Source organism: Falsibacillus pallidus, from assembly GCF_003350505.1.
Lineage (GTDB): Bacteria > Bacillota > Bacilli > Bacillales > DSM-25281 > Falsibacillus > Falsibacillus pallidus.
The window spans coordinates 476,245-497,316 of sequence record NZ_QQAY01000002.1 but is presented as its reverse complement, the minus strand read 5'-3'; the positions used below and the strand labels follow the sequence as shown (position 1 = coordinate 497,316).

Sequence of the window (21,072 nt, the reverse complement as noted above, 5' to 3'; positions counted from 1 at the left end):
ACTAAAAGGCTTTTTAATAGGAGGATTTAATGAAAACGAAGTGGAAAATATCCATTCTTACACTACTTCTGATTTTTTATGCTTTTGCTTTTTTTCATTTTTCTTTAAAGGATGATGAACATCTTCCGAAAAACACGGTAATGGATGTCAGCCGCTTAATGCCGATGAAAGTTAAAAAAGTAGTAAAAGGGAAAGAAGTAGACGAATTGATTGATATTATGAAAGAAGCCAACAAAACAGGGCAAAAGATATCCATAGCCGGAAAGAGGCACAGCCAAGGGGGGCATACCTTCTACAAAGATGCTGTTGTGCTGGATATGCAGACCCATAATAAGATCCTTAAAGTAGATCCGTCAAAAAAGACCGTTCTGGTTGAAAGCGGTGCGACATGGGATGATGTGCAAAAAGCAGTCAACCCATACGGATTGTCAGTGAAAGTAATGCAGTCTCAGAATATATTTACAATCGGAGGATCTCTTTCTGTAAATGCACATGGCAGGGATATCCGTTATGGCTCTTTGATTGATACGGTGAATTACTTCGATCTTTTGACTTCAGAGGGGAAAATCATTCGTGTTTCACGTGAACAGAATGCCGAGTATTTTCCTCTTGTATTAGGAGGGTATGGGCTGTTTGGAGTCATTTTGGATGCGGAGCTGCAGCTGACAGAAGATGAGTTGTATACATACCGCATTTCCGCCATGGATTACAATGAATATCCAACATTTTTTAAGGAGCATGTACTCGAGCAGCCGGATGTCCGAATGCATTTAGCAAGGATCTCGACCGCTCCGGGAGATGGATTCCTGAAGGATATGTATTCCGAAGATTACGTACTGGCAAACCAACAATCCAAACTGGGTGACTACCAAGCCTTAAAAGGAGAAGAAGGGACATTTATCACGAAGTTCATGCTTGGTCTATCAAGAGATTTCGATTGGGGGAAAAAGTTGTTTTGGGAATCCCAGAAAAAATATTTCAGCACGATAGATGGGGATTATGTTTCAAGGAATAATGCCATGCGTTCTGAATCAAAATTCCTGGAATATGAGGACAGCGATGATACCGACATACTACAAGAATACTTTATCCCTGTCGATGAATTTACCTTGTTCATAGATGACCTCAAGAAGTCGTTGAAAGGGGAGGATCTTGATTTGATGAACATCACCATTAGATATACTCACCAAAATCAAGATGCTGTTTTGTCCTATGCGAAAAATGATATGTTCGCACTCGTTCTATTAATCAATCAGAAAAAATCGGAAAGTGGAAAAAAAGAGACTGGCAGAATCATTCGGAAAATGATTGATGTTGTACTGAAACATAACGGCAGCTATTATCTCCCCTATTATTCCTATCCAACAAAAAGTCAGATGAAGGAAGCTTATCCAAGAACGGAGGAGTTCTTTATGAAAAAAAGGGAGTTGGATCCCAAAGAGAGATTCATGAATGAATTTTATGAGGTGTATGGAAAATGAGATGGTTCATCGCATCCCAAAGCATGGCCTTGATGGCTTCAAGCATTACGTTTCCTTTTTACTTGCTTTTCATCCATAATATCGGGTCGAACTTCTCAAGTTTCGGAATCGCCTATGGTGTATTTACTTTAAGCTCTGCTCTCTTTCATAAAGGGGTAGGGACGGCAGCCGATAAAATTGGAGGAAAAAGTCTGCTTTATTTCTATTCTTTCGGAATGGCATTCTTATTTCTGTTAATCCCGGAAATCCATCATTTATGGCAGGTATATGTATTCCAGTTTGTATTAGGTGGGCTTGGATCGATTCAGAAAACATGCGAAAAAACACTCCTGGCTGGATTGACAGGGCAGGAGAACAGGGGAAGGACTATCGGGCACTATCATTTCTGGACCTCCCTATATGCTGCCGCGGCGGTCATGGCCTGCGGCGTGTTGATTGATTATTTTACCATTACCATTATTTTTTATTTGGGGTCTGTCTTTTATTTTATCAGCGGGATGACTCTGGCAAAAATGAACGTCGCACTTTCATCGGAAACGGTGGAGGATATCATGTGAAAAGATAAGCTGGGACCCAATTGGCCTCAGCTTATTCTTTCAATGGAAAGATTTTTTTCAGTGTCAGAAATAAACCGTTTAATGGATGCGATTATTTTTTTCAACTCACAATCCATTGTGGCCACATGAAAAGACTTTTCAAGAGTGATTATCGATTTATTTAATGATGAAATGGAATGATAAATAAGATCTGTGGCTTCATGAGGAACAACATGGTCATGGATTGATTTGATCAGCAGGGCAGGACAAATGACTTTTCTCAGGCGCTCCTTAGTGGAATCTATCAATTGAAGGAGTTCTTGTACAGCCGACAGCGGGACTCTGGAATAAGTAATTTCGTCTTCAATTGGCTGATTGATATCCGGACTGCCTTCTTGTATGAAGCCTGAACAACCCGCTTCCCTGTAACAGTCGTATCCGGGTATTTGAACGGCAGCATTAATTGTTATGATGCCGGCTATGTCATACCCCGAACTTGCAAGTTTGAGAGCAAGAGTACCACCCATTGATTGTCCGATCACATAGATCCTGCTGCAATATTTTTTTAGGTGGTGATAGCTTTGTACTAAATTTTCAAACCAGTCTTGATGGCTGCAAAGGGATAAATCAGTCTCGCAGGTTCCATGACCCTTCAGCCTTGGAGCAAAGATGGTGCAGCCTGTGCTTTTATGGATCTTTTCTGCGATTTGGCGAACACTTTGTGGAGTACCGACGAACCCGTGGCAAATGAGGATCCCTGTTTCGCTCCCCCTGAAAAAGAACTCTTCGGCACCTTCAATAATTGGATAGGTCACTTGTATCATTTATCATCCGTCCTTTTCGGTAATATAAAAAACCTTCCTGCTCTAATGGGCAAGAAGGCTGAAACCGAGCTTTATCACCCAAAGCAAATGCTTTGCTGGAAGGAGCACCTTGCTGAAAGGCAATGCTGCCAATCGTTTTGCAGGTTGCTGTGAAGTCATTGAGCCAGTGCTCTCGTCCACTCTGGATAAATTATATTTGATTGAAGTTATTGTAAGTGATAATTCCGAGTAAGTCAATAGGATTTTATTGAAATAGGCGTGGTTTATAAGTTAAAGAGCAATAAAAAAACGGTTATCCCCATCTTGGTCATAGGAAAACCGTTTGTTGTACTTCATTTTATTCATAATATCTTTTTTCGTTTTCGTTTTTCTCGTTCTCATATCTGTCAGTGCATATACACCCCGGAAGTCTTCTGGATTATTTCTTCCTTCCCGCACTAGGTTTTCTCGCTGCTTTTTTGCATTGCTTTTTGCCATTTTAACCACTCCTTTTTTTACACCTGATTTGATGATAATGGGATTGTAAAAGAATGTAAAGGGGCACTGGCTGGTTAATTGAAGAATTTCAATCTGTGAAATTTTAAAATATGATAGAATAATGAATAGATTGAAGTTGTCCTGATTTCTTTAGTATAATACGTTTATATTTGCATAAGAATTTGATAGACAAACCATGTAAAGGGGAAACCATGAAGGATTTTATTTTTACAGTCTTAAACGGGCTGTCGGATCTAGGTTATTTTGGTATTGCATTAGGACTGATGATTGAAGTCATCCCAAGTGAATTCGTTTTGGGATACGGGGGATACTTGATTTCCCTTGGAAAGATAAACTTTGCAGGTGCAGTCGTAGCAGGAACTATTGGCGGAACCATCGCCCAGGTATTCCTTTATTGGCTTGGATCATATGGCGGGCGTCCTTTCCTTGAAAAATACGGGAAGTTTCTATTGATTAACAAGCATCATATTGATGTGGCTGAAAACTGGTTTAAAAAATATGGCCCGGGCGTCATATTTACGGCTCGTTTTATCCCTGTCGTTCGACATGCGATATCTATCCCAGCCGGCATTGCTAAGATGTCATTGAAAAAGTTCACTTTGTATACGGTTGCGGCCATCATCCCGTGGACTATCTTCTTTCTTTATTTAGGAATGGCCCTAGGTAAGAATTGGATGGAAATCAAGGAAAAAGCGCATCCATACATATTGCCTTCAATCATTGTGGCATTAGTGATCGGGATTATTTATTTTGTTATTAAGGAATATAAGAAGAAAAAATAACCGGCCAAGGTGCCGGTTATTTTTATAAGGCAGCTTTCGTTACTCTGTTGTTAAAATCTTAATGCCGATTTTAACGCGAGATTCGCTGTTGGACGCTTTGAAATATAGTATCCAGGCTCTTTTACAGCTAATTTTTTTGCATAGTTTGCAAAAGTTATACTGTTTTAGCGGCAAGCAGCAAACTTTAGAAAAGAGCCTTTTATAAAAGGGGAGATAGGTTTTGTCTAGTGGTAAAGCATATGCGTATATCCTTTTAGGAGCTGCGCTTTGGGGGATTATCGGGATATTTGTGCACAGCCTATATGCATTTGGGTTCAATCCAATGGAAGTAGTGGCGATCCGCGTCTCATTTGCCTCTGTTTTTTTACTTTTATATGCTTTGATAAAAAATAAAAGAATTCCGAAGATCCAATGGCGGGACTCGAAATATTTTATCGGCACCGGTATATTAAGCATCGTATTTTTTAATCTTTGTCTTTTCTATTCCATCGGTGAGCTGGGGTTGTCAGTGGCATCCATTCTTTTATATACGGCACCGGCTTTTGTCACATTGTTTTCGGCATTCCTGTTTAAAGAAAAAGTCAATTGGAGAAAAGGAACTGCCCTCGTTTTCACATTGACTGGCTGTATGCTGGTGGCGGGAATTTTCCCTTCTTTTCATGCATCCATGACGATCATGGGGTTCCTTGCCGGCATTGGTTCGGGTTTGGGGTATGCCTTATATAGTGTGTTTGGTAAATATGCTTTAGCTAAATATTCCTCAATGACAGTTACAGCATATACGTTTATTTTTGCGGCGGTATTCATGATCCCGGTAAGCGGATTGTGGGATAAAACCAATCTTTTCTTAAATGGAGCAGTGTGGGTGAATGTACTGGGATTAGGGTTATTATCTACTGTTTTTTCCTACATCCTTTATACAAAAGGGCTGGAAATTGTGGAGGCGAGCAGGGCGTCCATCGTGGCTACCATTGAGCCTGTTGTCGCAACATTGGCAGGAATCATCATTTATCATGAAACTTTAAGTCTGTGGCAGATTGCAGGGATATTGTTGATTCTCTCGGCTGTATTTGTGGTAAGTGAAAAAACAAAAAAGAGAAGAAAAGATCGTGCTGTACCTTTAAGGAAAACCGTTTAAATACGGTTTTTTTTGTGTTGTTGAAAATTATTCTCAATAGCTATTGAAAACGGTTATCATTTAACTTATAATTCAAATGGGAATGATAATTATTATCAATAAAAAGAAAGGGTGTTTCGATGAAAGCCCTAGTAAGAATAAGTCTTATTATATTGATTACATTAAGCATATTTGGAGCCATTCCTTTTACAGCGGGGGCAAATGGAGCAGAAAATGTCAATAAACTTCAAACATATACAAAATCAATCGTCCAACTGGCTGAAAAAGGAGAAATGGAGAGAGCAGACGAGGCATTTTTGCAATTGAAGAATGAGTGGACGCCTCAAAAGACTTCAATCAAGAATGACTCACTTTATGCCTATACGAAGATTCAATCCTCCATTGCAGCACTTTCTCTGTCATTTTTGAATGATGACGCTAAGAAGGCAGCTGGAAATGCAAGAGAATTGAATACTATCCTGGCAGATTATCAAAGCGGTTCATTGCAGCCGCCATCTGCAAAACCGAAAAGTATGAGTCTATCAAATTATATTTTGCTTCTGAAGGAAACTGAAAACAAAATAACATCCGGCAATTTGGATCAAGCAAACATAAAAGCTGTTTCACTTCAGGGAAAATGGCTGAGTGTTGAAGGTGATGTTGTAAGCCAATCAAAATCAGTCTATAACCGATCTGAAAAAAGGCTGCTTCTAATAAAAGAATACATAGAAAACGGAAACCCCGAGAAAGCGACTGAATTAGTCAATCAGATGATTACTGACCTTCAGCCATTGACAGAACATTCCTATGGCTGGCTGGATGCTGCTTTAATTCCACTCCGTGAAGGACTTGAAGCTTTATTGGTCATTGGGGCTTTGCTTTCCATCACCAAGAAAACGAGTGCGAAAAGAGAATCTGGATGGATCTGGACAGGAACGATAGCTGGACTTTGCACAAGCATCCTGTTCGGCGTTCTGGTCAGCGTCCTTTTAAATTCCATCACATTCGGGAAAAACAACTTCCTTATCAATGGAATTTCCGGTCTTCTGGCAAGTGTGATGCTCCTTTATGTAAGCTATTGGCTTCATCGAAACAGCAATATAAAAAAGTGGAATCAATACATTAAAGGCAAGACTAACCAAGCATTGGGCAAAGGGAAAAAAGCAGCCTTTTTCTTTATTTCCTATTTAGCTATTTTAAGAGAAGGTTCTGAGACAGTCATATTTTTGATAGGAATGGCTGACAAAATGCCTTATACACAATTAGTGGCCGGGATTGCAGTTGGATTTTTACTGCTGTCAATCATTGGGTTTGTCATGTTGAAACTTGGTGCCAGACTTCCACTGAAGCCTTTCTTCATCGTATCAAGCCTTATCGTTCTATATATGTGTCTGAAATTTATGGGCTCGGGAATCCACAGCCTGCAGCTTTCAGGTTTGATTCCTGCAAGATCGGAAGATTACTTGATTTCAAGTGATATTTTTGGAATCTATCCATCATGGATCAGTACCATTCCACAGTTCATCATATTGGCAGCTGCAATCAGTTTGCCTTTAATAAAATCAATCAAAGAGAAAAAGGAGATTTCAGCATGAACTTTAAACTAAAGACCCTTTCATCCGTCCTCTGTGTCAGCCTTTTGGCTGTTCCGGCATTAGCAGGGTGCGAAGATTCAAATAAGAAAGAAGAGGTTTCTGTGAAAGAGACAAATGACAGCTCCATTAATAAAAACGTAGAATCACTGCAGAAAAAATTGACTCAATTAGAAAAAGCATTATCGAGTCAAGATGCAAAATCAGTCAAAAAACAGGCGGAAGCGATGAATGATCAATGGCTAAGCTTTGAAAATGAAGTGCGTGAAAAATATCCGCTTCTCTATACCGATGTAGAAAAATACTTGCAGCCCATTTATCTAGAAGCATCAAAAGATAAAATGGATGTGGATGAGATCAAATCCAATACAGGCGCTTTGAAAGATGCGCTTGATCGTTTAAATAATGCCAAGGAAACGGCATTAAAGACATCTGATGCATTATCAAAAGCAGTGGAAGATTATAAAAACTATGTAAACAAACAAACACAAAAGCTCGTAGAATCCACGAATCAATTCACGCAGGATGTAAAAGCAAAAGACTTGAAAAAAGCGAAAGGATCCTATGCCGACGCTCGGGTTTATTATGAAAGAATCGAACCGATCGCTGAAAGCTTTGGTGATTTAGACCCTAAAATCGACGCTCGGGAAGGCGATGTGGATCCTGCTGAATGGAGCGGCTTCCATCTGCTTGAAAAAGCAATCTGGGAAGAAGGTTCACTAGAGGGCATGGACAAATATGCCGACCAATTGGATAAAGATGTGAAGGAATTGAATGATCAAATCAGCAAAGTTGATCTCGAGCCTACACAAGTCGTTGCGGGAGCGATGGAGCTTTTGAATGAAGCGGCCATTTCAAAAGTCACCGGGGAAGAAGAACGCTATTCCCATATCGATCTAGTGGACCTTGCTGCTAATGTTGAAGGATCTAAAGCTGTTTATCATGCCATTTTACCTGCACTGACAGCTAGCAGCAGCGATTTGGCAGGAAAGCTGGATAATGAATTTACCAAATTGGAAGACAAACTTGGACAATATCGAAAAGGTGATCACTACGTATCATATACTGACTTGACAAAAGATCAAATACGCGAATTGAGCCAGCAATTGAATGTACTTTCTGAAATGATGGCCCAATCCGCTGAAGTTTTTCAATAAATTGGAGGAATAGAGCATGCCTAACACGACTGCAAAACCAACAAAATACTCGAGGCGGGAAATGCTCAAGATGTCTGCTCTTGCAGGTGCAGGCATCGCGGTTGGCGCCAGCGGCCTAGGGACCATTACGGCAATTGCAGATAAATTATTCGTGAGTCCAGCTGAAAATGATGACAAAAAACAAACCGTTCCTTTTTATGGGGCACATCAGGCGGGGATCATCACCCCTCAGCAGTCTTATTCCTATACAGCATCGTTCAACTTGTTGACGGATGATCGCCAGCAGGTAATAAAACTATTCAAGAAATGGACCGAAATAGCTGCGGCGATGACAGTAGGCCAAGAAATCGGAAGCGGATTTTCGAATGATTGGCTTCCTCCCAAAGATACGGGAGAGGCAGAGGATTTATCGACAGCCAACCTAACCATCACCTATGGATTAGGGAGTACTTTTTTTAGAAAAGACGGGAAGGACCGATTTGGAGTTGCTTCAAGAAAGCCCAAATACCTGAGAGATATCCCGAAAATGCCAGGGGAAGCTTTGGATGAGGCCTATACAGGAGGCGATATATGCATCCAAGTCTGTGCAGATATACAACAGACCGCGTTTCATGCCATCCGGAACTTTATCAAGAATGCCATAGGGACAGCTGAAGTGAAATGGATACAGGGCGGCTTCCTGAGTGCACCGACAGGAAAGACAGGCAGGAATCTTTTTGGATTTAAAGACGGAACGGCAAATCGATCTGTGAAGGATAAATCCGGCCATCAGAAAATCATCTGGGCAGATTCAAGCGAACCCTCCTGGATGATCGGCGGTACTTATATGGCCATTCGCAAAATCAAAATGTTTCTTGAAGTGTGGGATCGTTCTTCATTGAAGGATCAAGAAGATACATTTGGCAGAAAAAAAGACAGCGGTGCAGCATATGGGAATGTCAAGGAGCACCAGGAAGTCAATGCTGAGAAGCTTCCTGCCAATTCTCATGTCCGGCTCGCCAAAAGTATGAAACAGGAAATCTTCAGGAGAGGTTATTCCTATACAGATGGCATCGATCAGAAGACTGGTTCCATCAATGCAGGCCTGTTCTTTATCAGCTTCCAGCAGAACCCTGATAAGCAATTCATTCCGATGCTGAAATTGATGAGTCAGAAAGATAAACTGAACGAGTACACGAAGCATATAGGGAGTGCTCTGTTTGCGTGTCCAGGAGGCATTAAAAAAGGGCAATATATGGCACAGGGCATTTTGGAAGGTTCAATATTTTAAAGAAGAGCTGCGGATTAATGCCGCAGCTCTTTCTTTTATCCGTTATTCCCTCATTAGCCGTTTCCGATTGATCCCTTGTGGAAGCTGTTCAAGCCAACCTCTTTTTGTCATCAGTTTGAGGCCATCGCTGCCAAATTTCATGATTTCAGCCATCAGTAAAGAATAATGTACTGCCAGATCTTTTCGGAAACTGATGGATAAGGCATACCCTATAAGGAAGATTCCTGTTGATGTGGTGGTTGATATAGTGAAGGTCATAAGCTTGTCAGAAAAAGGAGATATAGTAGAACCTGTTACTTCCATACTGACTGGGATATTGCCTATTTCTTCTTCTTTTTTCAAAATATCATTGAATATTTCGATTTGCTTTTCAGCAAGCTTCTTCCCTTTTAGGAAATACCTTTTTAATTCGGCATCTTTCATCACTTGGATAAAACCTGTCAAAAGGATCAAACCAATATAATTACGTTCGATGATGTAAAAAATCTCACCGAGTTCTGCTGCATTCAGTGCCCTTTTTTCCCCAATTAATGTCTCGATGGCAGAAGGCTGCTCAGGCATCATCTCAGATTCATCTGGATAAGGCATTTTCGGCGGACGGTCATAGATTCCTTTTGAAAGCATGAGATTCAATGCTTCTAGATACAGATTTGTGGAATCAGAAAGATATCCGGCAAAAAGGGTGACAATGTCGTTTCGCGCTACTTTTGTCAACGTCGTTCCATAAAAGGAGACAGCCATTTGGTGCATGCGGTAAATAAAGCTTAACGCAAAAAGATCATTATAAAGACGCGGAGCTTCAAAATCGACGTCTTTCCTGGAAAATCCTTTTGGTATGGGAAATTTTTCTGAATTGAATATCTCTTTTATTTCATCCAGGCATTTTTTGGAGAAGGAAACGGCGCCTTTTAGAACAGGCATGATTTCTTCATCCTCCATATGGTGCTGGAAATATTCCAAGAAACACAGCATCGCGCTGTTCTGCATATATGTCTGCCATAGCCCGGTTATTTCAGGGCTTGTTAAAGCGTCCACTCGTTTCATAATTTAATTCCCTCATCTTCAATTATTTTCCTTATATTTTCCATGAAGAAGGAAAAATATCCTGATTTCTACTTGATTTTGAAAACAATGAAGTAGAGTTAATCTATTAGTCCACTCTATTAATTTTTCCATGCATATAATAGGACCATCTATTGGAAAAGGGGGGATATTCATGTCAAATAACAATAACAATAATAACAACAATCGCATCCTTAATGTCGACGCCGATCAAGTCCTTATCCGAGCAGAGCGAGTCATCATCCAAAATGCGAACGATGACCATGGCAGCGGATGCCGAAACCGGACAAATAATGCAGCAGATAATGTTGAATCCGCACAAGATGCAAACGCAAATGGATGCAGAAAAAGACGTTCTTGGATTTAATGTATCAAAATCATGGGATATAGCTGAGATGTCGTAATCGCTCCCAAAGATGCATATCTATTTATCAATCAAGGTCATATCCTTTTTGATTTTGGATGATATCAGCTAAACTGGAAAGAAGCACTGTTCAATCAAAACCACCAGTGTGAACTGGTGGTTTGCTCTGCGGCTGAAAGCCTCTATTACCGGCCTCGGCCTAAAAGGCCCTCCGAAAAGGTTTCCCTTTTGCACCACATTCCCTCACAAATTCTAAAGAATTACTTTACTTCTTCCGATTTTTTTCTCCCGTAAATGGGTCAAATTCCTCGAACAATGTTAATTGATCAGCCATATAGTCTTCTCTTAGCTGATTCCTAATATATTCTTGTATTTGTTTCTTATTTCTGCCCACTGTATCGACATAGAAACCCCGACACCAGAATTTCCGGTTCCCATATCGATATTTTAAGTTTGCATGTCTATCAAATATCATAAGACTACTTTTGCCTTTTAAATAACCCATGAAGTCAGATACACCTAATTTTGGCGGGATACTGACTAACATATGTATGTGATCTGGACATGCATTTGCTTCATGAATGATCACACCTTTACGCTCACATAATTCTCTTATAATTTGTCCGATACTCTTTTTATATTTCCCATAAATGATCTGCCTTCTGTACTTGGGGGCAAACACTATGTGATACTTACAATTCCATGTTGTATGTGCTAAACTATTCATGTCCTTCAAAGGGCATTCCTCCTTCTATGGTGAGGTAAAGTGGTCGGGAAACCAACTTTATCCTACCATGAAGTGAGGTTTTTTTTAATACCACGCTATAAGCTTACCGGAACCCCCGGCATAGCCAGGGGTTTTCAAAAGCATTAAATAAAAGGAAGCCCGGCTGAATGGCCGTTCTTCCAATACATACAAGGGGGCAAATTGATGAAACATTTCAAATCCAGAGAAGAAGTGCCGGATTCAGAAAAATGGGATTTAACAGACATTTTTCCAAATCAGGATGCTTGGGAAGAAGATTATGATTTGGTACTGAAGATGGCTGACCGGCTAAAGGAGTTTGATGGGAATATCCATGACGGATCCTCACTTTACGAATACTTAAAGCTGGGTGAAGAGTTGGGGTACCATTACAGGAAAGTGTATGTGTATGCGATGCTGGGGGTGGACCTTGATACAAGGAATTCAGCGGCCCATTCACTGCTTGATCGTGCATCCCAGCTTGGTCAGAAGGTAAGCGGAGCAACCTCGTTTTTCATGCCGTTTTTATTGAGCTTGGAAGAAAAGACTTTAATGGGATATTTTCAGGAAGTCGAAGGCCTCGATTACTTTAAAGAGGACCTTTTGGAATCTTTTAGATATAAACAGCATGTGCTAAGCAAGGAAAAAGAGGAAGTGCTTTCCCAAATGGGCGAGGCGCTTGCTGCCCCTAAAAATATTTTTGGCATGATAAACAATGCAGATATACGTTTCGGCGAAGTGACCGGGGATGATGGGGAGAAGGTGGAGTTAACAAGGGGGATGTACTCTAAGCTCATTGAGGATGAAGACCGTGAAAAGCGTAAGGAAGCTTATCATGCGTACTATAAGCCCTATGTGTCATCCAAAAACACCATTGCGTCCACTTTGGCTGCTGCAGTCAAAAACAACGTCCTGTTGTCAAAAATGAGAAACTATCCTTCTGCACTCGAAAAAGCTCTGTTTGGTGATAACGTCCCGAAGGAAGTTTATGAAAATCTCATTCAATCAACCAAACATAATCTGGATTCCATGATTTCTTATAACAAGCATCGAAAAGAAAAGCTGGGACTCGATGAACTGAGAGCCTATGACCTCAGTGTTCCGCTTGTATCCGGGGCAAGAAAAGAAATTTCGTTTGATGATGCTTACGATATTATGCTAAAAGCTTTGGAGCCGTTAGGAGAAGAGTATGTTCAGACGCTTGCAGGATTCAGGGAGAAGCGCTATCTCGATGTGAGGGAGACGCCTGGAAAACGATCAGGGGCTTATAATCTGGGTCTATATGGAGTACATCCATTTGTTTTATTGAATCACCATGATGACCTGGACAGTTTGTTTACCCTTGCCCACGAATGCGGCCACGCAATGCATTCCTACTATAGTTCCAACTACCAGCCGCAGATCAGTGCAGGCTATTCCATTTTCGTTGCTGAGGTGGCATCAACAGTAAATGAGATCCTTCTTATCCGCTACTTGTTGAAGCATGAAGAAGACGATCAAATGAAAAAACATCTATTGAATCATTTCATTGATGGATTTAAAGGCACTTTCTTTACACAGGTCATGTTCTCTGAATTCGAAAAAGTGATCCATGAGAAATGCGAAAGTGGAGAGCCGCTCAATGCCGATGTCTTTAATGAAGTATACGAATCCATTTATCGGGAGTACCAGGGAGATGATGTTGTATTTGATGAAGAGATCAAATACGGGTGGTCAAGAATCCCTCACTTCTATCGTCCATTTTATGTATATAAATACGCAACAGGCTACGCTTCAGCTATCGATATAGCCGACAGGCTGCTTTCAGGTGATGAGGATTCGCTGAAGAACTATCTTCAATTCTTGAAAAGCGGAAGCTCCGACTATCCGCTTGAATTGTTGAAAGGGGCAGGAGTCGATTTGACAAAGCCTGACCCTATAGACAATGCGCTGAGCATATTCAAAGAATTAGTTGAAGAACTCGCTGCATTGTAAGGAGAAAACACCCTATCCAGTTTCGGATAGGGTGTTTTTGTAGAAGTAATCAGTCATTCAATGGAATCGTATATGTCGCCTGGAACTTGAATGAGCCTGAATATTCTTGTCCAAATCCGAAAACAGAAACTCTCGTAATATCATCATAGATGAAAGATAAAGATGAATGGGCAAGAATGGTCCTTGTAACATTTCCTGAAGTCCGTTCAAAAATAACGTTGATTCCATCGTCGCTGAAGTTTTCAATGGTTCCAGCAAGAACAACAGGGATATCATTGCCTTCTACATCAAAAATGATATTTGCCTGTGTATTGGATGAACCAGCAAAAGGTGCACAGTTTTCAAAAGTCAGTGTTTTGAGTCTGTCACGTTCAGGACGCGGCGGACAGGTGTCAACCCAGCCAAGCGGCCCCATGCAATGTTTTTTGCAAGACATATAATCACCTCCTTGCTGATAGAATATTCACCATCTATCAAAATTGATTGGATTATTCGGCAGTCTTTAACGGATTAATAGTTTGAATATTTTTGAAACTATATTGAAAAAAGTCATTTAATGTGATTAAATTAAATAAACTGTATAGTCGGTTTATGGAAAAAGGGGGATTTGGGATGAAGACAACAACCATTAGCAATGTAAAAGAGGCTATCATCCGTTTTAAGGAACTGGATGAAAAGATTTGCCACTTAAATGACATTTTAAGCTTGGTATCTTGGGATCAAAAAACAAAGGCACCGAAAAAGAGCGCGTCTATTTTTGCTTCGGCGATCGGAACTCTCTCAACGGAAACATTTAAATTAGCTATATCTGATGAAATGACAGAGTTATTGGAATATCTTTCGCTCGATGAGAATTCTGCAGAGCTGGAACTTGAAATGGCTGCAGCAGTAAGGGAAAGGAAAGCACATTCACGAAAATTAGCGAAAATTCCTGAAGCGATGTATAAAGAGTACTCCATCCTGGTATCGAGGGCTAATGCCGTCTGGGAAGAAGCGAGGGAAAAAAGTGATTTTTCTATTTTTGAAGAAACGCTGGGAAAAATCGTTTCTTATACAAAGAAATTCATTGAACTATATGGATATGAAGGCCATCCATATAATGCACTGCTGGAAGATTATGAACCGGGATTGACTGTAGAGAAGCTGGACCCGCTTTTTGCAGAGCTTCGTACGAGGAGTGTGGCACTTCTTGATCGCCTGAAGCGAAAAGGTGCAGAACCGGCAGTAGATTTCCTGGAAGCAGATTATGAGATTGAAAAACAAAAAGAATTCAATTCCTTCATTGTTCCGAAGCTAGGGTTCGATATGGCAGCTGGGCGTCTGGATGAATCAGCGCATCCATTTGCACAGCCCATCAATACAGGAGATGTCCGGTTGACCACCAGATATCGTCTTAACAATATGAGAACGGCTATTTTCGGAACGATCCATGAATCCGGACACGGGATGTATGAGCAAGGAATCAATCCTGACTATGAAGGAACTGTCCTCCGTGAAGGAGCTTCATTTGGCATTCATGAATCTCAATCCCGTTTCTACGAGAATTTTATCGGAAGAAGCAGCTCGTTCTGGAATCATTTTTATCCAAAGCTCCAAGAACATTTTCCGGAGCAGCTGAAGGATGTAGAACTTGATGCATTTTGCCGTGGCATCAATCAAGTCGCACCGTCTTTTATTCGTGTGGAGGCTGATGAACTGACTTATAATCTCCATATCATGGTTCGTTATGAAATTGAAAAAGGATTGTTTGATGGAAGCATCGAAGTGAAAGATCTTCCGAAAGTATGGAATGAAAAAATGAATGAGTATTTGGGGATTACGCCTCCTAACGATAGCCTTGGGGTTCTTCAGGATGTGCATTGGTCTTTCGGCGGATTCGGGTATTTTCCTTCCTATTCCCTTGGAAACCTTTATGCAGCCCAAATCTACTATACTTTGAAAAAAGAACATCCGGAATTGGAAAGTTTCATCGAAAAAGGAGAACTTTCTTTTATCAGGGAATGGCTCAGAGAGCGCATCCATCAATATGGAAAACTCTTTACCCCAAATGAACTGATTGTTAAAGCCACTGGAGAGGAACTCAATGCCTCTTATTTAATGAACTATCTGGAAGAAAAATATTCAAGAGTCTATAAACTCAATGCAGTGTGATAATAATGGATAACTGTTCTGTGAGAGAATCAGCGTTTTATCACCGGATAAACGAAGATAAAATTTTTGTTCGGCGCATTGGGAAAGGGAAACCTATTCTTTTCCTTCATGGAGGTCCGGGAGGGGAGCACCGTTTCTTTCTCCCTCATATGGCGCCGCTCTCAGAAGCGTTCGAATTGATATTTTATGATCAAAGAGGATGCGGGAAATCCGTTGCTCCAAGCGGGGCATCATTTACGATGATGCAGGAAGTAGAAGCATTGGAAACCCTTAGAAAAGAACTGAAAATAGATCAGTTGAATATTGTAGGCGAATCGTGGGGGTCCATGCTCGCTCTTTTATATGCAGCCAAGTATCCTGAAAATGTTGAGAAGTTAGTGTTGACAGCTGCTGTCGGCACTTCATATGAGGGTTTTGGTGTGTTTGAAAGAAACTTGAATGATCGGTTGAAAGATGAAGACAAAAATCTGTTGGAATTGCTTTCTGCGAAGTTTGAAAAGGGAGAGGCAGAGCTGAAAGAAATCTTTGCAGTCCTTGATCCTTATTATGTTCATTCCCCTGAGGCTGCTGCGTGGAAAGCAGACACATTCAGCAATGCTTCAGTAAATGAAGAGATGGGGAAGGAAATTCGTGAGAACTACGATTTGAGGGGGAAACTGTCTCATATCAGCCATATTCCCATCCTTATTTTACAGGGAGAATCCGATATCATTTCACCTAAGGAGCTTGAAGAGCTTCTTCTAAAAGATCTTCCTCACGCTGAACTTAAGGTCATTCCTGAGTGCGGGCATTGGACTGTAGTAGAAAAACCGGTGGAAGTGATGCATCACATAAGTGAATTCTTCCAATGAAAAACAGGCTGGAGCCCCCAGCCTGTTTTTGTATTGGTGTATTTGTCGGAAATCAATCGCCGTTAAAGAGATCGAATAATCCTTTCGCAACGCTTCCTTCGTCTTTAGCTCCACCCCTTGAAGGCATTGCGGAAAACACGCGGCTTGCCAATCGGCTGAATGGTAGGGATTGTACCCAAACGATCCCCGGTCCTCTTAATGTGGCAAAGAATAATCCTTCTCCGCCGAATAAAGCGGTTTTGACACCTTTCACGAATTCGATATTGTAGTCCACTCCGCTCGTCATAGCGACCAGACACCCTGTATCCACACGAAGGGTTTCGCCAGGCTGCAGGTTTTTTTGATGGAGCGTCCCGCCTGCATGGATGAATGCCATTCCGTCCCCTTCGAGCTTTTGCATGATGAATCCTTCGCCACCGAAGAATCCTGTCCCCAATTTGCGCTGGAATTCAATACCGACTGAAACGCCTTTTGCTGCTGCAAGGAACGCATCTTTTTGGCAGATAATTTTCCCGTGCCGGCTTAAATCAAGTGGAATGATCTTCCCAGGATAAGGAGAAGCAAAGGAAACTCTTCTTTTGACATATCCTTGATTGGTAAAAGCCGTCATAAAAAGACTTTCACCCGTCAGTACGCGTTTTCCGGCATTGAAGAGCTTTCCGACAAAGCCGCCGCCGTCTGCAGAGGAACCGTCTCCAAAGATCGTTTCCATCTGGATATCATCTTCCATCATCATCAAACTTCCTGCTTCGGCAACGACCGTTTCCTTTGGATCCAGCTCCACCTCGACAAACTGCATATCATCCCCGTAGATTTTGTAATCTATTTCATGATTGTTCATGTCCATACCGCCTCCTGAAATTATGTACCTTTATAAGCTTATTGTATTAGATTGGAAGAATATCTCCAATAGGAATATTTGTCGTTTGCAAAAAATACACACAATTAGATGGTGAAGGGAATAAACAGACTCACTGTGTTAAGGGGGAGGATCATAGCATTTTCCGTTCGTTGAAAAACATGGTATGATAGAGGCTGATTATTGATTTTATTAAAGGAGATGTTAATAATGGCGAAAAAAGGATACATATTAATGGAAAACGGCGGAAAAATCGAATTTGATCTTTTCCCGAATGAAGCTCCAGGAACAGTTGAAAACTTTGAAAAATTAGCGAACGAAGGCTTCTATAATGGATTGACTTTCCACCGCGTCATCCCTGGATTTGTCAGCCAAGGAGGAGATCCTAACGGAAATGGTACAGGCGGCCCAGGCTACACAATCAAATGCGAAACAGAAGGCAACCCTCATACACATACGGAAGGTGCTTTTTCCATGGCGCATGCAGGGAAAAACACTGGCGGAAGCCAATTCTTCATCGTTCATGAACCACAGCCTCACTTGAATGGCGTGCATACTGTATTCGGCCAAGTTACTTCAGGCATGGATATCGTAAAAGCCATGAAAAATGGAGACGTTATGGAGAAAGTTGAAGTATTCGAAGCTTAATGACATCAAAAAACGCTTGGGACAATTGAGTCCACAAGCGTTTTTTTTGTTCCCGGGTTTTTATGCTAACTTAGAATTTGCTGTTTCCTGATTTCTTTCGCCTGACATGCGGTCGATTGCAAGATAAATGATTCCCGCAATGATGCAGCCGATTCCAAGTCCTGTAAACAGTGCATTCCCCAAGGAGTGATCCAGCAAATATCCAGATATCAACGGTCCTATGGCGCCGCCCAGGATCCATTGAAGTCCTGATGCCCCCATATAGGTTCCTCTTAAATGTTCAGGTGCAATATTGGAAATGAAAGTCATTTGAACCGGAGACATCAGCATCTCTCCAAGGGTATACACCGCATAAACGATTAGAAGCACAATCAATATCACGGAAAAACTGGAATGATGTTGATAAAAGTATCTTGGCAGCCATGCAAGTGCAACCATTCCAAGTCCAAAAAATATGGTGCCGGAAAGCATGACAGATCCAATTTTCTTCTTGCCTGCCCATGATGCAATCGGCAGCTGGAACAGGACAACGAGTAAACCATTCATTGCCATTAAGTAAGGGAACGGATTTTGTGATTCTGTCAGGTGCTTTAGTTCCAGATCGAAATGAAGTGGAAGCATCCCCTCTGTCTGGGAGAAACTCATGGAAATGACAATCCCGGTCAGAATGAAGGCCAAAAGCAGTTTGTCATCCAAAAGTACTTTAAAAGGGGAAGGCAAGGAATCTTTTTTGCCCCCTTGCTTTGTTTTTCCTGATTGCTGGGATTGTGACGACGGCAGACTTTCATGAATCCAGACAGCGACGATTATGGCATAGAGAAAAACGGATGAAGCTGTAATGAAAAAGATGATTGATTTTGAAACGAGAATGATCGATGCCCCAATCAATGGTCCTGTTGCAGCGCCTATATTGTGTCCAAGCCTTAATAGACCAAATGCTTCAGTCCGCTGCTCAGGCGGCGTGACATCTGCTACCATGGCTGATGCAGCAGGATGGAATAATGAATTTAAAAATCCCATGAAAGCAGAAAGGATGACAAATGCGATAAAACTGTCAAAATAGATAAATCCCAGCATGACAAACCCATTCCCTGCCATTGAAGCAATCATGACGGGTTTGCGCCCATATTGATCCGCAAGCCTTCCGCCAAGCATCGTTCCGACAACAGAAGTTACGGGACCAACTGCCATAACAACTCCTACAAGCCATAAAGAATCGATTTTATCTTTTAAATAGAGAGCGAGGAAAGGCATCAGCATCATAAAGGCAATGCCGTTCATGGCTTCTCCCGCAAAGCGGATCCAGACATTTCGGTCAAGCCCTCTTAAATTTTTAAACGAGTTCATTTCTTCACCAACCTAATTGACAAAATATACTATCCTCATCATAACCTGAATTTTCGCTCACTTCATAAATTTAGAAATTTCAATCAATTAAAGGCCAGGGATTTTCCGAATGGATTGACGCTTGTGTCAATTTTGGGTATGTTTAGGAATAATGAGTTGGTTTGGAGGGATGGTTCGATGTCGCCAAGGACTTCTGAACAAAATGAAAAAATACGGATAGAGCGGATCGGACAGATTCAGAGGGCTGCCATGGAAGTGTATGTAGAGAAAGGACTCCTTGCCTCTGAAATCGGTGACATTGCAAAGAAAGCAGGAATCGCAAGAGGGCTCGTTTACTACTATTATAAGGATAAAATGGACCTTTACCGCGAATTGTTCTCGCTTTACTTGGATGCCGCCAGTGTGTTCATCCGCAATCAGCTGACAAAAGAGGGAGAACCGTTTGAAAGGTTGAAAAATTATACAATGTTTTACCTTGATATGGCGTATAAACAGCCTGTTTTATCCAAGTTCTATGGCAAAATGGAGAAGGATCTCGAAATAGTATTTTCCTCAGAAAAAGACAGCATCAGTGAAAAATATATTCAGCCGAGTCATGATTATTTATTAAGAGCATTTGAAAATGCAATTGAAAATGGCCATTTGAAATCATATGATCCAAAGCTGATGGTGAACCTCTATTGGGGTGCGCTGAATGGCGTGCTGGATTTATTTGCGGATGGTTATATTGCTGCTGAGGAGATGGAAGAAAAGAAAAATGAAGTAGTTGAATTGATATTTGAAGGGCTGAAATAAAAAGAGATCATCTTTTTTGATGATCTCTTCATTATTCCGCTGGCTCGAGCAGGACTTCATTTTTATCATCGTAAACACGCTCAATATGCTGCTCGCCCCAAGCACATAAGCTGTCTAAAATGCCTTTTAAGGACCATCCATACTCAGTCAGTGAGTATTCAACCTTTGGAGGAACCTGATTATAGATTTCGCGATGGATCACTCCGTCGTCTTCCAATTCACGCAGCTGCTGTGTCAGCATTTTTTGTGTGATCCCCGGCATCAGTTTCTTCAATTCGCTAGTCCTTTTTGTGCCTTTTATCAAGTGGCATAGTATGACGACCTTCCACTTACCGCCAATGACTTCCAATGCGGCTTCGACCGGTATATTATATTTTTTCATTAAGGCTGTCACTCCTTTTTAACAGTACGATTGTTACATCATAACACTTACATCCGCAGTTCACCAGTACGTTACTTAAAAGTACCTATGGATCAAAAATGACACCATAAAATAGGACACTAACTAGTTGACACTTCATCAGTTTAGTTATAAACTGATAACAAGATCAGAAAGCGAGGTGGCAGAATGGAGAAACCATTTAAGAATAAAGCAGGCAGAAAAGCAGGAGAACGCCTGGGGTTATTAATATGGTTCCGTTTATCAAGGGTTTTTAACCAGAGCGTTAAAGAATCCAACCAGCATCTGAAAGAATGGAATTTAACAACCGCCCAATTTGATGTATTGGTCCAGGTGGGAAGCCATAATCGATTATCACAGCAGGAACTGGCTGCTAAGCTGCTCGTTTCAAAAGGAAATATTACTCAGCTTTTAAGCAAAATGGAATCTCTTGGCTACATTAAACGGGAGCAGGAATGGAAAACAAAATATCTGTCTCTTACAGAAAAGGGTCAAGAGCTTTTTAACCAGGCAGTCCCGAGTCAGGAACAGTTCCAAGCTGCCCAATTCGATGTATTGACAAGGGATGAGAAAAAACAGCTGCTAAATTTACTGAAAAAGATACAAAAAGGATGAATGG

General features: G+C 41.1%; 22 protein-coding genes and 1 riboswitch. Of the genes, 14 read left to right on the top strand and 8 right to left on the bottom strand.

Features of this window, described 5'->3' with window-relative positions:
• Positions 1-29: 29 nt before the first annotated feature.
• On the top strand, positions 30-1,481 hold the full coding sequence (locus tag DFR59_RS06200; protein WP_114744723.1) for an FAD-binding oxidoreductase: 1,452 nt from the start codon (positions 30-32) through the stop codon (positions 1,479-1,481).
• Complete coding sequence (locus DFR59_RS06195; RefSeq protein ID WP_114744722.1) at positions 1,478-2,038, top strand: MFS transporter; 561 nt, start codon at positions 1,478-1,480, stop codon at positions 2,036-2,038. Before DFR59_RS06200 ends, DFR59_RS06195 begins: the two co-directional genes overlap by 4 nt.
• Positions 2,039-2,064: 26 nt before the next feature.
• Here DFR59_RS06195 and DFR59_RS06190 read toward each other — a convergent pair whose 3' ends face one another.
• Positions 2,065-2,841 carry an alpha/beta hydrolase gene (locus DFR59_RS06190; protein WP_245948393.1) on the bottom strand — a complete coding sequence of 259 codons (777 nt, stop codon included), beginning with the start codon at positions 2,839-2,841 and terminating at the stop codon, positions 2,065-2,067.
• Between the two features lie 68 nt (positions 2,842-2,909).
• Positions 2,910-3,033: riboswitch (SAM riboswitch) on the bottom strand.
• Between the two features lie 78 nt (positions 3,034-3,111).
• Positions 3,112-3,318 (bottom strand): hypothetical protein, encoded by a 207-nt coding sequence (locus tag DFR59_RS06185; RefSeq protein WP_114744721.1) that lies wholly within the window; start codon positions 3,316-3,318, stop codon positions 3,112-3,114.
• Between the two features lie 212 nt (positions 3,319-3,530).
• Between DFR59_RS06185 and uptA the strand changes: the two genes are divergently transcribed.
• The 5 genes from uptA (at position 3,531) to efeB (ending at position 9,257) form a co-directional block, all read left to right on the top strand.
• Positions 3,531-4,121 carry an undecaprenyl phosphate transporter UptA gene (gene uptA / locus DFR59_RS06180; RefSeq protein WP_114744720.1) on the top strand — a complete coding sequence of 197 codons (591 nt, stop codon included), beginning with the start codon at positions 3,531-3,533 and terminating at the stop codon, positions 4,119-4,121.
• Between the two features lie 220 nt (positions 4,122-4,341).
• Positions 4,342-5,259 (top strand): DMT family transporter, encoded by a 918-nt coding sequence (locus DFR59_RS06175; RefSeq protein ID WP_114744719.1) that lies wholly within the window; start codon positions 4,342-4,344, stop codon positions 5,257-5,259.
• 119 nt (positions 5,260-5,378) lie between these two features.
• Positions 5,379-6,833, top strand: a complete 1,455-nt coding sequence (locus DFR59_RS06170; RefSeq protein WP_114744718.1) for an FTR1 family iron permease — start codon at positions 5,379-5,381, stop codon at positions 6,831-6,833.
• The gene (efeO, locus tag DFR59_RS06165) at positions 6,830-7,987 is read left to right on the top strand and encodes an iron uptake system protein EfeO (RefSeq protein ID WP_114744717.1); all 1,158 of its coding nucleotides are present in this window, start codon (positions 6,830-6,832) and stop codon (positions 7,985-7,987) included. Before DFR59_RS06170 ends, efeO begins: the two co-directional genes overlap by 4 nt.
• A 16-nt stretch (positions 7,988-8,003) precedes the next feature.
• Positions 8,004-9,257: an iron uptake transporter deferrochelatase/peroxidase subunit gene (gene efeB, locus DFR59_RS06160; protein WP_114744716.1), complete on the top strand. Its 1,254-nt coding sequence runs from the start codon at positions 8,004-8,006 to the stop codon at positions 9,255-9,257.
• 42 nt (positions 9,258-9,299) lie between these two features.
• Here efeB and DFR59_RS06155 read toward each other — a convergent pair whose 3' ends face one another.
• The gene (locus DFR59_RS06155; protein ID WP_114744715.1) at positions 9,300-10,301 is read right to left on the bottom strand and encodes a DUF3231 family protein; all 1,002 of its coding nucleotides are present in this window, start codon (positions 10,299-10,301) and stop codon (positions 9,300-9,302) included.
• Positions 10,302-10,473: 172 nt separating this feature from the next.
• Here DFR59_RS06155 and DFR59_RS06150 point away from each other — a divergent pair, with 172 nt between their 5' ends.
• Positions 10,474-10,686 carry a hypothetical protein gene (locus DFR59_RS06150; RefSeq protein ID WP_114744714.1) on the top strand — a complete coding sequence of 71 codons (213 nt, stop codon included), beginning with the start codon at positions 10,474-10,476 and terminating at the stop codon, positions 10,684-10,686.
• Positions 10,687-10,948: 262 nt separating this feature from the next.
• Here the strand turns inward: DFR59_RS06150 and tnpA are convergent, their stop codons facing one another.
• Complete coding sequence (tnpA, locus tag DFR59_RS06145; RefSeq protein WP_114744839.1) at positions 10,949-11,410, bottom strand: IS200/IS605 family transposase; 462 nt, start codon at positions 11,408-11,410, stop codon at positions 10,949-10,951.
• Between the two features lie 204 nt (positions 11,411-11,614).
• Here tnpA and pepF point away from each other — a divergent pair, with 204 nt between their 5' ends.
• Positions 11,615-13,402, top strand: coding sequence for an oligoendopeptidase F (gene pepF, locus DFR59_RS06140; RefSeq protein WP_114744713.1), 1,788 nt, complete (start codon positions 11,615-11,617; stop codon positions 13,400-13,402).
• Positions 13,403-13,451: 49 nt separating this feature from the next.
• On the opposite strand, the gene DFR59_RS06135 is transcribed toward pepF, so the two are convergent.
• Positions 13,452-13,838, bottom strand: coding sequence for a hypothetical protein (locus DFR59_RS06135; protein WP_114744712.1), 387 nt, complete (start codon positions 13,836-13,838; stop codon positions 13,452-13,454).
• 176 nt (positions 13,839-14,014) lie between these two features.
• On the opposite strand from DFR59_RS06135, the gene DFR59_RS06130 reads away from it, so the two are divergent.
• Both DFR59_RS06130 and DFR59_RS06125 read left to right on the top strand, forming a co-directional pair.
• Positions 14,015-15,553 carry a carboxypeptidase M32 gene (locus DFR59_RS06130; RefSeq protein ID WP_114744711.1) on the top strand — a complete coding sequence of 513 codons (1,539 nt, stop codon included), beginning with the start codon at positions 14,015-14,017 and terminating at the stop codon, positions 15,551-15,553.
• A 20-nt stretch (positions 15,554-15,573) separates the two neighbouring features.
• Complete coding sequence (locus DFR59_RS06125) at positions 15,574-16,404, top strand: alpha/beta fold hydrolase (RefSeq protein WP_158538331.1); 831 nt, start codon at positions 15,574-15,576, stop codon at positions 16,402-16,404.
• A 52-nt stretch (positions 16,405-16,456) separates the two neighbouring features.
• Here DFR59_RS06125 and DFR59_RS06120 read toward each other — a convergent pair whose 3' ends face one another.
• The gene (locus DFR59_RS06120; protein WP_114744838.1) at positions 16,457-17,245 is read right to left on the bottom strand and encodes a TIGR00266 family protein; all 789 of its coding nucleotides are present in this window, start codon (positions 17,243-17,245) and stop codon (positions 16,457-16,459) included.
• 228 nt (positions 17,246-17,473) lie between these two features.
• Between DFR59_RS06120 and DFR59_RS06115 the strand changes: the two genes are divergently transcribed.
• Positions 17,474-17,911, top strand: coding sequence for a peptidylprolyl isomerase (locus tag DFR59_RS06115; protein WP_114744709.1), 438 nt, complete (start codon positions 17,474-17,476; stop codon positions 17,909-17,911).
• A 60-nt stretch (positions 17,912-17,971) separates the two neighbouring features.
• Here the strand turns inward: DFR59_RS06115 and DFR59_RS06110 are convergent, their stop codons facing one another.
• Positions 17,972-19,258, bottom strand: a complete 1,287-nt coding sequence (locus DFR59_RS06110; protein WP_114744708.1) for an MDR family MFS transporter — start codon at positions 19,256-19,258, stop codon at positions 17,972-17,974.
• 177 nt (positions 19,259-19,435) lie between these two features.
• On the opposite strand from DFR59_RS06110, the gene DFR59_RS06105 reads away from it, so the two are divergent.
• The gene (locus tag DFR59_RS06105; protein ID WP_158538330.1) at positions 19,436-20,053 is read left to right on the top strand and encodes a TetR/AcrR family transcriptional regulator; all 618 of its coding nucleotides are present in this window, start codon (positions 19,436-19,438) and stop codon (positions 20,051-20,053) included.
• Between the two features lie 31 nt (positions 20,054-20,084).
• Here DFR59_RS06105 and DFR59_RS06100 read toward each other — a convergent pair whose 3' ends face one another.
• Positions 20,085-20,435 carry a winged helix-turn-helix transcriptional regulator gene (locus DFR59_RS06100; protein ID WP_114744706.1) on the bottom strand — a complete coding sequence of 117 codons (351 nt, stop codon included), beginning with the start codon at positions 20,433-20,435 and terminating at the stop codon, positions 20,085-20,087.
• A gap of 186 nt (positions 20,436-20,621) precedes the next feature.
• On the opposite strand from DFR59_RS06100, the gene DFR59_RS06095 reads away from it, so the two are divergent.
• Complete coding sequence (locus DFR59_RS06095) at positions 20,622-21,068, top strand: MarR family winged helix-turn-helix transcriptional regulator (RefSeq protein WP_114744705.1); 447 nt, start codon at positions 20,622-20,624, stop codon at positions 21,066-21,068.
• Positions 21,069-21,072 lie beyond the last annotated feature (4 nt).